The sequence below is a fragment of the Pseudomonas sp. S1(2024) genome (assembly GCF_046557535.1).
Genome location: NZ_JBKGFP010000027.1, coordinates 1 through 13,082, shown reverse-complemented (window position 1 = coordinate 13,082; position 13,082 = coordinate 1). Strand labels below are relative to the sequence as shown.

Here is a 13,082-nt window from a genome sequence, read left to right as displayed (position 1 = left end):
TCCTCTTTTTTTTTCTTCCCCCCCCAAGGTTTGAGGTTTGGTGGTGGGGGGGAGCGGGCAAGCCCGCGAAGGGCTGCACAGCAGCCCCCAATCGAGGAAACTGAATGAAAGCGCTTTTGGCCGTGACGGCCCTGGCGACACTGGCAGGATGCTCGCTGCTGAAGCCGGCGCAACCCGCCCCGGCAGACGACTGGACCCGTTGGGTCTGCGACACCCAGGCTGAAGTGCTGTGGCGCTTCGCCGATGCGCAGCGCGATCAGGTCGATGTGCGCCTTGGTGGCGGCGACCAGGTCTACCGGCTCAAGGCCGAGCCGGGTGCCTCGGGTGCGCTGTACAGCGATGGCATGCTGGCCTTCCATACCAAGGGCGAAGAAGGCCTGGTGTACTGGGTGGCAACCAACGATCTGATTGGGCGGGGCTGCAAGGCACCGTGACTGGCCGGGCCGCGAGGGTGGCCCACACTACTTGAACAGCAACCGCCCCTGCGGCAGGCTTGCACGAAACAAACGACGCTTGTCGGGAGAGAGATACACAATGGCACTCATTAGCATGCGCCAGATGCTGGACCACGCCGCCGAGTTCGGTTACGGCGTACCAGCTTTCAACGTCAACAACCTCGAGCAGATGCGCGCCATCATGGAAGCGGCCGACAAGACCGACTCCCCGGTGATCGTCCAGGCTTCGGCCGGTGCCCGCAAATATGCCGGTGCCCCGTTCCTGCGTCACCTGATCCTGGCGGCCATCGAAGAATTCCCGCATATCCCGGTGTGCATGCACCAGGACCACGGCACCAGCCCTGACGTCTGCCAGCGCTCGATCCAGCTGGGCTTCAGCTCGGTGATGATGGACGGCTCGCTGGGTGAAGATGGCAAGACCCCGACCGACTACGAGTACAACGTTCGCGTTACCCAGCAGACTGTTGCCATGGCACACGCCTGCGGTGTTTCGGTAGAAGGCGAGCTGGGCTGCCTGGGTTCGCTGGAAACCGGCATGGCTGGTGAAGAAGACGGCATCGGCGCCGAAGGCGTGCTGGACCACAGCCAGATGCTGACCGACCCGGAAGAGGCTGCCGACTTCGTCAAGAAGACCCAGGTCGACGCCTTGGCCATCGCCATCGGTACCAGCCACGGTGCCTACAAGTTCACCAAGCCACCAACCGGTGACGTGCTGGCCATCGACCGCATCAAGGAAATCCACAAGCGCATCCCCAACACCCACCTGGTGATGCACGGTTCGTCCTCGGTGCCGCAAGAGTGGCTGGCGATCATCAACCAGTACGGCGGCGACATCAAGGAAACCTACGGTGTACCGGTCGAGGAAATCGTCGAAGGTATCAAGTACGGCGTGCGCAAGGTCAACATCGACACCGACCTGCGTCTGGCTTCCACTGGTGCCATGCGCCGCCTGATGGCGCAGAACCCGAGCGAGTTCGACCCGCGCAAGTTCTTCGGTGAAACCATCAAGGCCATGCGTGACGTGTGTATCGCTCGTTACGAAGCCTTCGGCACCGCTGGCAATGCCTCGAAGATCAAGCCGATCTCCCTGGAAGGCATGTACCAGCGCTACCTGAAAGGTGAGCTGGCCGCCAAGGTCAACTGATCTTCTGGTATTAATGAAAAAGCCCGCAGCGATGCGGGTTTTTTCATTTTTGGGTGTTAGAACTTTGCCTCGGTGTAGGCCTCTTTGCCGGCATGCTTGCGAAGAGGGCGGTACATATTCCCGGCAGAGCGACCGTTAGTCGGCTACCGTAGAGTTGAGGCACTGATAGCGTTCTGATTGCATTGCGTGTTATCCGCTCAGGTCTAGAGTACTAGTGGATCCAACCGTATTTTGAAGTCGGTCACATAATAGAGAAGCAGCATGGATGGCGCTCAACCTCACCCTCAGCCACTGGATGGCAACTCGGTTCTTCTGGTGGTAGACGATTACCCCGAAAACCTCATCAGCATGCGGGCATTGCTGGCCCGTCAGGATTGGCAGGTGTTGACGGCAAACTCGGGGATGGAAGCCCTGGGTGCTTTGCTTGAACACGATGTCGACCTGGTGCTGCTGGATGTACAGATGCCGGAGATGGACGGCTTCGAAGTCGCCCGACTGATGCGCGGCAGCCAGCGCACTCGGCTGACCCCGATCATTTTCCTCACCGCCAATGAACAGTCCGAAGCGGCCGTGCTCAAGGGTTACGCCAGTGGCGCCGTGGACTACATGTTCAAACCGTTCGACCCGCAAATTCTCAAGCCCAAGGTCCAGGCCCTGCTCGACCAGCAGCGCAATCGGCGCATGCTGCAGCGCCTGACCCGTGAGCTGGAAACGGCCAGGGCTTTCAACGCGTCGATCCTGGAGAACGCTGCCGAGGGCATTCTGGTGGTGGATGCCCAAGGCATCATCAGCTTTGCCAACCCGGCCATTTCCCGTTTGTTGTCAGCGCCAGTCCAGCAGTTGCAGGGCGCCCATCTGCTCGATTTGGTGCAACTGGCCAGTGCCTGCTTGTGGAACGAGTCGGAGTTCTACCAGGCTTACCTGGGGGGGCGCATCTTCCGCGTTCACGATGCCCAGCTGCGTACCCTTGGCGGGGAGCTGGTGCCGGTGGCGTTGTCCTGTGCTCCACTGCCGGCCGAGCAACAGGCCATGGTGGTCACCGTGCTGGACATGTCGGTGGTGCGCAACCTGCACCAGCAGCTGGAGTACCAGGCCGTCACCGACCCGCTTACCGGCCTGCTCAACCGCCGCGGGTTCTACCAGGCCGCCGAAGGTGCGCTGCTGCGCAACGAGCGCTCGGACAAGGCGCAGGCGCTGATGTACATGGATCTGGACGGCTTCAAACGTATCAACGACTCGCTCGGCCACGACGCGGGCGACCGGGTGCTGCACTGGGTGGCTGAACAGCTCAAGGATTGCCTGGGCAGTGAAGCGCTGCTGGCGCGCATGGGCGGGGACGAGTTCACTGCACTGTTCGACAGCCTGCCTTACCCGGAGCAGGCCGGGCGCTATGCCGAGCGGTTGCTGGAACGCATTTCCATCAGCCACCAGGTGGAAGGGCTGGATGTGAGCCTTGGGGTGAGCATTGGCATCGCCACTTATCCGGATTGCGGGGCCAATGTCGAAGGCCTGCTGCGCGCGGCCGATGCGGCGATGTACGCAGCCAAGCAGGCCGGGCGCCAGCAGTATCGCTTCTACGATCAGGAACTCAATGGCAGGGCACGTTCGCGGCTGATGCTCGAGGACAGCGTACGCACGGCCGTGGAGCAGCAAGACTTCACTCTGGTTTACCAGCCGCAGGTCGGCTTCATCGATGGCCGCCTGCGTGGCTTCGAGGCGTTGTTGCGCTGGCAGCATCCCAGTGTCGGCGACGTACCGCCGGGGCTGTTCATCCCGTTGCTGGAAGAGGCGCGCTTGATCAACCGCCTGGCCAGCTGGATCTACCGCCAGGGCGCGGCACAGCGCCAGGCCTGGTGCCAGCGTTTCTCGGCGGACCTGGTGCTGGGTATCAGCCTGAGCCGCGCGCAGTTCGCCATGCCCAGCCTGGTAGACGAACTGCACCGGGTCATCCAGCTTTACCAGTTGGACCCGGCGCAGCTGGAGGTGGAAGTGGCGGAAACCTCGCTGATGTACAACATCGATGCGGCAGTGAAACAGATACACCGCTTGCGTGAGCTGGGTGTGCGGGTGGCGCTGGATGACTTTGGTGCCGGCGACTGTTCGTTGCGCATGTTGCGCGACCTGCCGATCGATACCCTCAAGCTCGACCGCCACCTGGTGGCGCGCTTGCCCGACTCGGTGGTGGATGCCGCGCTGGTGCGCAGCGTCATCGGCCTGTGCCTCGACTACAGCATCACGGTGATCGCCGAGGGGGTGGAAACCCCGGCTCAGGCAGCCTGGCTCAAAGCCAATGGCTGTGAGTACGTGCAGGGGTTCCTGGTGGCTTACCCGATGACCGCCACGGATGCCAGCAGCTTCCCGGCGATTTTCTCCTGGCCGGGGCCATGATTGGCTAGAATCGGCATTCGTTACACCGAATGCAGCGCCATGACCGTATTACGATATTTGCAAGCTTATCCGCCGCACCTGCAGCAGCAAGTGCGGCAGATGATCGACAGCGACCGCCTGGGCGAGTACCTGCAGCGCCGCTACCCCGACCGCCATGACGTGCAGAACGACAAGGCGTTGTACGGCTATGCCCAGGATTTGCGCCAGCAATACCTGCGCAGCGCGCCGAACCTGGACAAGGTGCTGTTCGACAATCGTCTCGACCTGACCCATCGGGCCCTGGGCCTGAATACGGCGATATCAAGGGTGCAGGGCGGCAAGCTCAAGGCGAAGAAGGAAATCCGCATTGCCTCGCTATTCAAGGAGGCCGCGCCGCAGTTCTTGCGCATGATCGTGGTGCACGAACTGGCACACCTGCGCGAGCGCGACCACAACAAGGCGTTCTACCAGCTCTGCCAGCACATGGAGCCGGACTACCACCAACTGGAATTCGACCTGCGCGTCTACCTGACCTATCGGGAGCTGCCGGGCAACTGTTAAGGACCACGCAGCATGGAAGTGAGCAAGACCAAGAGCAGCTTCTACCGCCGCCTGTACGTGGCCTGGCTGATCGACAGCCAGACCGCGACCAGCGTTCCGGCCCTGATGGAAGCCACCGGCATGCCCCGGCGCACCGCCCAGGACACCATTGCGGCACTAGCCGACCTGGATATCGTCTGCGAGTTCGAACAGCAGGAAGGCGCGCGCAACCACGCCGGGCATTACCGCATTCATGACTGGGGGGCGATCGACAAGCAGTGGATCATCCAGCATCTGCGGCAGGTTCGCGAAGTGCTGGGGTATCCCTGATCCACTGCGGGCTGCTTTGCAGCCCGGCGATCTCATCCCTTGCGCATCCCGATATGCGGAATGTCGTCCTCAAGATATTCCTCGCCCACCACAGCGAACCCATGCCGGGCATAGAACGCCTGCAAATGCGCCTGCGCCGACAGATAAACCGGCACCCCCGGCCAGCAATGCTCCGCTGCCTCCAACCCCTTGAGCAGCAAGGTATGCCCCAGCTTCAGCTTGCGCGCCGCGGGTGCAGTCACCACCCGCCCGATCACCACATCCCCTCCTTGGGATTGCGGGTCGAGCAGGCGCAGGTAGGCCACCAGCTTGTCATCCTGCCAGCCCATCAGGTGCAGGGTATCGCCGGTCAGGTCTTGGCCATCGACTTCCTGGTAGGCGCAGCGTTGCTCGACGACGAACACTTCCGTGCGTAACTGCAGAATGGCGTAGAGCTGGTCCTTGCTGAGATCGGTGTGGTGCTTGCAAAGCCAGTCGATGGACATTGGTGCGAACTCCTTGAGTGGACCGTCGATCATCGCATGATGCACGTGCCACGGCCAAAATAGAGGCTAAATGACACTATTGGCCGCTGCCCTCGACGACGCCTTTGTGTAATCTCATCGGCAGTGTGTGCCCTCCATTGCGAAAGGACGTGAGCATGCGGCCACTGTTTTGTGTGTTGGGATTGCTGGCAATGATGCTTGCAACACCCGCCCTGGGGCGCGAAAAGCTGCGTCTGGTGGCCGACAATTGGCCGCCGTTCACCGATGCCAGCATGCCGGGCGGTGGCCTGGCGACCAGCATCGTCACCACGGCGCTGGCCCGGGCCGGCTACACCAGTGGGGTCGAAGAGGCACCTTGGGCGCGCGCTCTGCTGGGGGTGAGCGAGGGGCGTTACGACGTGCTGATCAACGCCTGGTACAACGACTCGCGCGCCAGCATCGGGCAGTTTTCCGAAGCCTACCTGGTCAACCGCATTCGCCTGTTGCAACACAAGGGCGAGGCGTTTCGCTACAAGCGCCAGTCAGACTTGTACCCCTACAGCATCGCTGTGGTGCGTGATTACGCCTATTCCCCCGAGTTCGACCGCGACACCCGCCTGCACAAGGTGGCGGTGCGCAACTTTCCCTCTGCGGTACGCATGCTGGCGGCGGGGCGGGTGGACCTGGCGGTGGAGGACGAGTACGTGGCCCGTTACAACTTGCAGCGCGAACTGCCGGAGGTACGCGATGGGGTGATGCTGGTGGAGCCGCCGTTGGGGGAGAACACCCTGCATATCCTGGTCAGCCTGAAGCACCCGGAGCATGCGCGGATCGTCGAGCGGTTCGAGCAGGCGATTGCGGCGATGAAGGCGGATGGCAGCTATGCACGGCTCATGCGCCAGCATGGCTTCTGATCTTTATCGCCTGTTCTGGCCTCTTCGCGGGCACGCCCGCTCCCACAGGTAACTCACAGGACTTGGGGCTTGTGATGTTTCTGTGGGAGCGGGCGTGCCCGCGAAGAGGCCAGAGCAGGTAACAATGCATTCAGGCCGGTGCACCTTCCTTGATCAAATGCGCTGCCAAGGTCCGCAGCGGCCCCAACTGCCGGCAGATCAACGCCAACTGCGTCTGTACCAGCCGCTGGTGCTCGTCCAGCTCTTCCGGCATCTGCTCCAGGGCATTGGCCAGCGCTTCTTCGGCATCACTGTGAATCGCCACCGGCAGCCGCGCGGCCAGGCCGTTGGCAATCTCGTCCAGACTGCTGGCCAGGCTTTGCCCGGCACCTTCGATCAACTGTTCCTGCACCTCCGCCGGCAGGGCCGTGTCGCGGTGCGCGCCCAGCCCCGACAGGTAGCTGAGCAAGGTATGCGACAGCACCAGGAAGCGGAAGCCGACGTCGGCCTCCTTCCGGAAATGCCCCGGCTCCATCAGCATGTTGGCCAAGGTGGTGGACAGCGCCGCGTCGGCGTTGTGGGCGTTGCGCCGGGCCAGGCGGTAGGCCAGGTCATCGCGCTTGCCGTGGGCATACTGCTGCATGATCTGCCGCAGGTACACGCTGGCGCAGGCCAGGGTATTGGCCAGCGCCTTGTTCAGCCGCCGCCCCTGCCAGTCGGGGAGGAACAGGAACACCGCGAGGATGGCGATCAGGCTGCCGACCAGGGTATCGAACAGGCGCGGCAGGAACAGGCCATAGCCATCGCCGATCTGGTTGAAGCAGAACAGCACCATCAAGGTGATCGCGGCCGTGGCCAAGGTGTAGCGGGTGGTGCGGTTGACGAAGAACACCACCCCGGCGACCACGGCGAACAATGACTGGATGACCGGGTTGGGGAACAGGTCGAACAATGCCCAGCCCACCGTCAGGCCGACGGCGGTGCCGGCTATCCGCTGCACCAGCTTGCGCCGGGTCGCACCGTAGTTGGGCTGGCACACGAACAGCGTGGTGAGGATGATCCAGTAGCCCTGGGTGGGGTGGATCAGGTGCACCATGCCATAGCCGATCGACAACGCCAGGGGTAGGCGCAGGGCATGGCGGAACAGCAGCGAGGTCGGCGTCAATTGGGTGCGCAGGCGGGTCCACACGTCCTTCAGCGAGCGTGGGGAGCGGTCGAGCAGGCTGCTATCGCTGGTGTCGGCCAGGCTGTCCGGGTTGCTGGCGGCGCTGAGCAGGCGGTCGAGCGTCGCCAGGTTGGCCGCCAGCGCCCGCAGCGAGCGAAGCAGGCTACGCCAGGCCGGGTTGTTCTGCATACGCAGGTGTTCCAGCGAGGCGTTTAGGTCTTCGAGGGCCTCGGGATAACCGCTGGCCAGCACGAACGGCTGGCGCAGGCGGATCGAGCGGGCCAGTTCCTGGCAGGACGAGCCCTGCTTGCGCAGCAGGCGCTGGCAGCGGAACATCACGTCGCTGTGGAAAAAAGCCTCGGTCAGGGCGTTGTAGGGATAGTGCGAAGCACTGACCCGTTCATGGATGTCCTGGGCCAGGAAGTACAGCTTGAGGTAGCGGCTGACCTTGGAATTCGGCTGGCTGTTGCCCACCCGGTGCAGGATGATTTCCTTGGCCGCGTTGAGCGCCGCCACCACCTTGCCGTTCTGCTGGGCCAGCTCCAGGCGCCGGGCTTCGACGTCAAGGGTGCGGACGGGTTCGAACAGGCTGGCCTTGAGCTTGAGGTAGCTGCCCAGCTCGAAGAACAGCTTGGCCAGGCTCTGCTGCACCGGCTGGTTGGAAAACAGCGCCTGCCACAGCACCGACAGCAGCCCGTACCAGGCTGCGCCCGCCACCAGCAGCAGCGGTTCGTGCCAGAAATCGGTGACTTGGCCGCCGCGCTGGTCCACGCCGATCATGGTGTACACCGCAGTGATCAGGGTCGCTGAAGCGATGGCGCCATAGCGTTCGCCCAAGGCACCGAGCATCGTCAGGCCAAAGGCCGCCAAGGCCAGGGCAATGACGAATACCCACGGGTAGGGGAACAGCAGTTCGACTGCCAGTGCGGCGATGGCAAAACACACAAGGGTGACGGCCAGGGCGCTGAGGCGGCCCTGCCAGCTGTCATCGGTTTCGGCCAGGGCGCTGGCGATGATGCCGAGGAACAGCGGAATCAGCAGGGCCATTTCGTTCTGGTACCAGCACAGGGCCAGGCTGCCGGTGAGGGCGATGGTGACCCGGATGCTGTAGCTGAACTTGTCTTGACCCCACAGGCGACGCAGTGACTGACGGAACGAGCTCGATGACATGATGGCCTGCTAGGCAGTGATCAGAGAAATACCGTTCGAGGCCGTGTCATTGGGGCCGCTGTGCGGCCCATTCGCGGCACAAGGCCGCTCCTACAGTCGATCGCGTCCCCTGTAGGAGCGGCCTTGTGCCGCGAATGGGCTGCATGGCAGCCCCATGCGAATTTCGGCACTCCCAGCACGGGCCAGCAAGAAGCATTCCGTGCTGCTGAATGGATTCTACTCTACACGAACTGCGCCGCGGCGTTGGCGGAGGCCCAGGCCCACTGGAAATTGAAACCGCCCAAATGGCCAGTCACATCCAGCACTTCACCAATGAAATACAACCCAGGGCTTTTCAGCGATTCCATGGTCTTGGACGACACCTCTCGGGTATCCACGCCGCCCAGGGTCACTTCGGCAGTGCGATAGCCCTCGGTGCCGGCCGGTACCACCTGCCAGTTCGCCAGCTTATCGGCGATCTGTGCCAGTTCCGCCGGTGTGTACTGCTTCATGGGCCGGGACTCGAACCACTGCTCGGCCAGCAGGTTGGCCAGCTTGCGGGTAAATACCTCGCCCAGCACGGTTTTCAGCTCGGTGTTGGCGCGTTCGGCCTGCATCTGTTGCAGCCAGGTCAGTGCATCACGGTCGGGCAGCAGGTTGATCTCGACCGTGTCGCCTGCTTCCCAGAACGAGGAAATCTGCAAAATCGCCGGGCCGCTGAGGCCGCGGTGGGTAAACAGCAGGTTCTCGCGGAAGCTGGTGCCGTTGCAGCTGGCGGTGCAATCCAGCGATGTGCCGGACAACTCGGTGCACAGTGCCTTCAGTTGGGGCTCGGTGATGGTGAACGGCACCAGCCCGGCGCGGGTTGGCAGCAGGGTATGGCCGAACTGGCGGGCCACCTGGTAGCCGAAGCCGGTGGCACCCAGGGTCGGGATCGACAGGCCGCCGGTGGCGATCACCAGCGACTGGCAGGCGAACTGGCCGCCGCTGGTCTGCAGCAGGTAGCCCCCTTCGGTCTTCTCGATCTGCTCGATGCTGGTGTGCATGCGGATCTCGGCGCCGGCCTCATCGCATTCGGCCAGCAGCATGTCGAGGATGTCACTGGCCTTGTTGTCGCAAAACAGCTGGCCGAGTTTCTTCTCGTGGTAGGCCACGCCGTGCTTGCACACCAGCTCGATGAAGTCCCACTGGGTGTAGCGAGCCAGGGCCGATTTGCAGAAATGCGCATTCTGCGAGAGGAAGTTGCCCGGCTCGGTATACATGTTGGTGAAGTTGCAGCGGCCGCCGCCGGACATGAGGATTTTCTTGCCCGGTTTGTTGGCGTGGTCGAGCACCAGTACCCGGCGGCCACGGCGGGCGCTGAGCTGTGCGCACATCAGGCCGGCGGCGCCGGCGCCGAGGATGATCACGTCGGTGGAGTGCACGGTGTTACCTCTTCAGGATTGCTGGGGGCTGCTTTGCAGCCCGTGTTGGCCTTCTTTCCACCCTTCTCGCTACAAAGGTCCGCTCCTACAGGAGTTTGCGATCCCCTGTAGGAGCGGCCTTGTGTCGCGAAAGGGCCGCAAAGCGGCCCCAAAATTAGGTCAGACGATGCGGACTTTCAGGGAGCGCCCCTTGATCTTGCCGCTGTTCAAGCGCTGCATGGCCTGCTTGGCCAGCGGCCGTTCGACGGCCACGAACGCCTGGAAATCGAAGATCGCAATCTTGCCCACCTGCTTGCCGGGGATGCCGGCATCACCGGTCAGCGCCCCGAGGATGTCACCCGGACGCAGCTTGTCCTTGCGCCCGGCGGCGATGCACAGGGTGCTCATAAGCGGCAGCAGCGGTTCGCCACCCTTGTGCTTCAGGCTGTCCAGCTGGTCCCAGCGCAGCGGGCTCTTCTGCAGGTCTTCGATGGCCTGGGCGCGGTGGCCTTCGGCCGGTGCCACCAGGCTGACCGCAATGCCTTTCTCGCCAGCACGGCCGGTGCGGCCGACACGGTGCACATGGATTTCCGCATCACGTGCCAGTTCGACGTTGATGACCATGTCCAGGCCATCGATGTCCAGGCCGCGGGCGGCCACATCGGTAGCCACCAGCACCGAGCTGCTGCGGTTGGCGAACATGGTCAGCACCTGGTCGCGGTCGCGCTGCTCCAGGTCGCCATGCAGGGCCTGGGCAACGATGCCCTTGGCGGTCAGGTGGGCGACCACATCCTCGCACTGCTGCTTGGTGAAGCAGAACGCCACGCAGGACTGCGGGCGGTAGTGGCCGAGCACGCGGGTGACCGCCTCGAGGCGCTGTTGCGGGTCGATCTCGATGAAGCGCTGCTCGATCTGATTGTCGGCATGCAGGCTCTCGACCTTGACCTGTTGCGGGTTGCGCATGAAGTCGGCGGCCAGTTGCTTGATGCCGGCCGGGTAGGTGGCCGAGAACAGCAGGGTCTGGCGGCGCGACGGGGTCTTGCCGATGATGCTGGCGATGGCATCGAAGAAGCCCATGTCGAGCATGCGGTCGGCCTCGTCCAGCACCAGGGTGTTCAGCCCGTCGAGCACCAGGGTGCCCTTGTCCAGGTGCTGCTGGATGCGCCCTGGGGTGCCGACGATGATGTGTGCGCCGTGCTCCAGCGAAGCGATCTGCGGGCCCAACGAAACGCCGCCGCACAGGGTCAGGATCTTGATGTTGTCCTCGGCGCGGGCCAGGCGGCGCAGCTCCTTGGCCACCTGGTCGGCGAGCTCGCGGGTAGGGCACAGCACCAGCGCCTGGCAACCGAAGTAGCGCGGGTTGATCGGGTTGAGCAGGCCGATGCCGAAGGCGGCGGTCTTGCCGCTGCCGGTCTTGGCCTGGGCGATCAGGTCCTGCCCCTTGAGGATGACCGGCAGGCTCTGGGCCTGGATCGGTGTCATCGAGGCATAGCCGAGGGCGTCCAGGTTGGCCAGCATGGCAGTGGACAGCGGCAAGGTGGCAAAGGCGGTGGATTCGGTGGTCACGAGGCGGGCCTGCGGTGCGAAGCGAAAAATGCCGCATAGTCTACCAGCCTCATGGCCATTCGCCCTACGACTCCATGTGTTCTTCCGGACGACGGGCACGCCTTCCGTCCGTCGGCGACAGCTGCAGGAATATCGCCGCCGCCAGCATGGCCATCACGCCGATGGTGACGAAGGTCAGCTGGAATGCACCCAAGGTGGTTTCTACACCGTCGGCGTTTCCGGCTGCGGTAAAGCCGCCGAGCAATGCCCCCGCACATGCCACGCCCAGGCTCAGGGCCAGCTGCGCGACCACCGACAGCAGGCTGTTGCCGCTGCTGGCGCTGGCGTCGTCGAGGTCGATCAGGGTCACCGTGTTCATCGCGGTGAACTGCATCGAGTTGACTGCCCCGAGCAGGCCCAGCTGAATCAGCAGCACGGCATAGGGCGTCTGCTCGTCGACCAGCCCGAGGCTGGCCAGCAGCAGGCCCAGCAGCAGGGTGTTGCCGGTGAGGATGATGCGGTAGCCAAAGCGTTCGATCAGTGGTCGGGCAATGGACTTGGCCAGCATCGCCGCAGCCGCCAGCGGGATCATGCTCATGCCGGCCTGGGCCGGCGAGTAGCCCAGCGCCACTTGCAGCAGCAACGGCACAAGGAACGGCAGCGCGCCGCTGCCCAGGCGGGCGAACAGGTTACCGAGAATACCGATGGCAAAGGTGCGCACGCGGAACAGGCTGGGTGAGAACAACGGCTCCGGGTCGCGCCCGGCGCGCAGCCAGTAGGCCGCCAGGCAGGCCATGCCGGCGAACAGCAGCAACATCACCCGCAGGTGCGGCAGGTGCAGTTCGCCCAGGCCTTCCATGGCGATGGTGATCAATACCATCGCTGCGCCAAACAGCAGGAACCCGGGGCCGTCGAACGTGGTGCGCTCGGCGCCGCGCAGGTCGGGGATGAACTTCCAAACGGCGTAGCAGCCGATCAGGCCGACCGGCAGGTTGAGCAGGAAGATCCAGTGCCAGCTCAGTATTTCCACCAACCAGCCGCCAACCGTAGGGCCCAGTAGCGGCCCGAGCAGGCCGGGGATGGTGATGAAGCTCATGATGCGCACCAGCTCGGTGCGCGGGTAGGCACGTAGGACTACCAAGCGCCCGACCGGCAGCATCAGCGCACCGCCCAGCCCTTGCACGACACGGGCAAAGATCAGGAACCCGAGGCTGTTGGCGGCGGCGCACAGCAGCGAGCCGAAGCTGAACAGCAGGATGGCGCTGAAGAAGATGCGCTTGGTGCCGAAGCGGTCGGCGATCCAGCCTGAGGCGGGGATCAGCAGGGCCACGGTGAGCATGTAGGCGATGATCACGCCCTGCATGCGCAGCGGGTCTTCGGCCAGCGACCGGGCCATGGCTGGCAGCGCGGTGTTGAGGATGGTGCCGTCCAGGGACTGCATGAAAAAGGCGATGGCCACCACCCAAGGGATCCAGCGGGCGGTGACAGGGTCCAGCGGGGTGCGTTCGGGCATGACTTCCTCGTTCGTCAGTGCCGGCCCTTTCGCGGGCACGCCCGCTCCCACAGGTATCGCACCGCATCCGATGATGGTGCAATACCTGTGGGAGCGGGCATGCCCGCGAAGAGG

Annotated in this window: 11 protein-coding genes; 6 read left to right on the top strand and 5 right to left on the bottom strand. The window is 63.7% G+C overall.

Annotated elements, in window-relative coordinates:
* Positions 1–104: 104 nt before the first annotated feature.
* From ACLCGK_RS09375 to ACLCGK_RS09355, 5 genes are all read left to right on the top strand, one after another.
* Complete coding sequence (locus tag ACLCGK_RS09375; protein WP_013974499.1) at positions 105–434, top strand: MliC family protein; 330 nt, start codon at positions 105–107, stop codon at positions 432–434.
* A 100-nt stretch (positions 435–534) separates the two neighbouring features.
* A complete protein-coding gene (gene fba / locus ACLCGK_RS09370) occupies positions 535–1,599 on the top strand; it encodes a class II fructose-bisphosphate aldolase (RefSeq protein ID WP_015272054.1) in 1,065 nt (354 codons plus the stop codon).
* Between the two features lie 261 nt (positions 1,600–1,860).
* Positions 1,861–3,987 (top strand): putative bifunctional diguanylate cyclase/phosphodiesterase, encoded by a 2,127-nt coding sequence (locus ACLCGK_RS09365; protein ID WP_015272053.1) that lies wholly within the window; start codon positions 1,861–1,863, stop codon positions 3,985–3,987.
* Between the two features lie 39 nt (positions 3,988–4,026).
* Entirely contained in the window at positions 4,027–4,527 is a 501-nt protein-coding gene (locus ACLCGK_RS09360; RefSeq protein ID WP_003259625.1) for a M48 family metallopeptidase, read from the top strand.
* 12 nt (positions 4,528–4,539) lie between these two features.
* Positions 4,540–4,836, top strand: a complete 297-nt coding sequence (locus tag ACLCGK_RS09355) for a helix-turn-helix domain-containing protein (RefSeq protein WP_013974495.1) — start codon at positions 4,540–4,542, stop codon at positions 4,834–4,836.
* Positions 4,837–4,868: 32 nt separating this feature from the next.
* Here ACLCGK_RS09355 and ACLCGK_RS09350 read toward each other — a convergent pair whose 3' ends face one another.
* Positions 4,869–5,321: a GNAT family N-acetyltransferase gene (locus ACLCGK_RS09350; RefSeq protein ID WP_410951876.1), complete on the bottom strand. Its 453-nt coding sequence runs from the start codon at positions 5,319–5,321 to the stop codon at positions 4,869–4,871.
* Between the two features lie 155 nt (positions 5,322–5,476).
* On the opposite strand from ACLCGK_RS09350, the gene ACLCGK_RS09345 reads away from it, so the two are divergent.
* Positions 5,477–6,214, top strand: a complete 738-nt coding sequence (locus tag ACLCGK_RS09345; RefSeq protein ID WP_410951875.1) for a substrate-binding periplasmic protein — start codon at positions 5,477–5,479, stop codon at positions 6,212–6,214.
* 130 nt (positions 6,215–6,344) lie between these two features.
* Here the strand turns inward: ACLCGK_RS09345 and yccS are convergent, their stop codons facing one another.
* From yccS to mdtD, 4 genes are all read right to left on the bottom strand, one after another.
* The gene (gene yccS / locus ACLCGK_RS09340; protein WP_013974492.1) at positions 6,345–8,528 is read right to left on the bottom strand and encodes a YccS family putative transporter; all 2,184 of its coding nucleotides are present in this window, start codon (positions 8,526–8,528) and stop codon (positions 6,345–6,347) included.
* A 221-nt stretch (positions 8,529–8,749) separates the two neighbouring features.
* Positions 8,750–9,931 carry an NAD(P)/FAD-dependent oxidoreductase gene (locus ACLCGK_RS09335; protein WP_410951874.1) on the bottom strand — a complete coding sequence of 394 codons (1,182 nt, stop codon included), beginning with the start codon at positions 9,929–9,931 and terminating at the stop codon, positions 8,750–8,752.
* Between the two features lie 159 nt (positions 9,932–10,090).
* A complete protein-coding gene (gene dbpA, locus ACLCGK_RS09330) occupies positions 10,091–11,428 on the bottom strand; it encodes an ATP-dependent RNA helicase DbpA (protein ID WP_230396947.1) in 1,338 nt (445 codons plus the stop codon).
* Between the two features lie 112 nt (positions 11,429–11,540).
* The gene (gene mdtD, locus ACLCGK_RS09325) at positions 11,541–12,968 is read right to left on the bottom strand and encodes a multidrug transporter subunit MdtD (RefSeq protein WP_182328874.1); all 1,428 of its coding nucleotides are present in this window, start codon (positions 12,966–12,968) and stop codon (positions 11,541–11,543) included.
* Positions 12,969–13,082 lie beyond the last annotated feature (114 nt).

Coding starts and splice junctions, on each gene's coding strand:
- ACLCGK_RS09375 (WP_013974499.1), top strand. CDS start 105: ATGAAAGCGCTTTTGGCCGTGACGGCCCTGGCGACACTGGCAGGATGC.
- fba (WP_015272054.1), top strand. CDS start 535: ATGGCACTCATTAGCATGCGCCAGATGCTGGACCACGCCGCCGAGTTC.
- ACLCGK_RS09365 (WP_015272053.1), top strand. CDS start 1,861: ATGGATGGCGCTCAACCTCACCCTCAGCCACTGGATGGCAACTCGGTT.
- ACLCGK_RS09360 (WP_003259625.1), top strand. CDS start 4,027: ATGACCGTATTACGATATTTGCAAGCTTATCCGCCGCACCTGCAGCAG.
- ACLCGK_RS09355 (WP_013974495.1), top strand. CDS start 4,540: ATGGAAGTGAGCAAGACCAAGAGCAGCTTCTACCGCCGCCTGTACGTG.
- ACLCGK_RS09350 (WP_410951876.1), bottom strand. CDS start 5,321: ATGTCCATCGACTGGCTTTGCAAGCACCACACCGATCTCAGCAAGGAC.
- ACLCGK_RS09345 (WP_410951875.1), top strand. CDS start 5,477: ATGCGGCCACTGTTTTGTGTGTTGGGATTGCTGGCAATGATGCTTGCA.
- yccS (WP_013974492.1), bottom strand. CDS start 8,528: ATGTCATCGAGCTCGTTCCGTCAGTCACTGCGTCGCCTGTGGGGTCAA.
- dbpA (WP_230396947.1), bottom strand. CDS start 11,428: ATGCTGGCCAACCTGGACGCCCTCGGCTATGCCTCGATGACACCGATC.
- mdtD (WP_182328874.1), bottom strand. CDS start 12,968: ATGCCCGAACGCACCCCGCTGGACCCTGTCACCGCCCGCTGGATCCCT.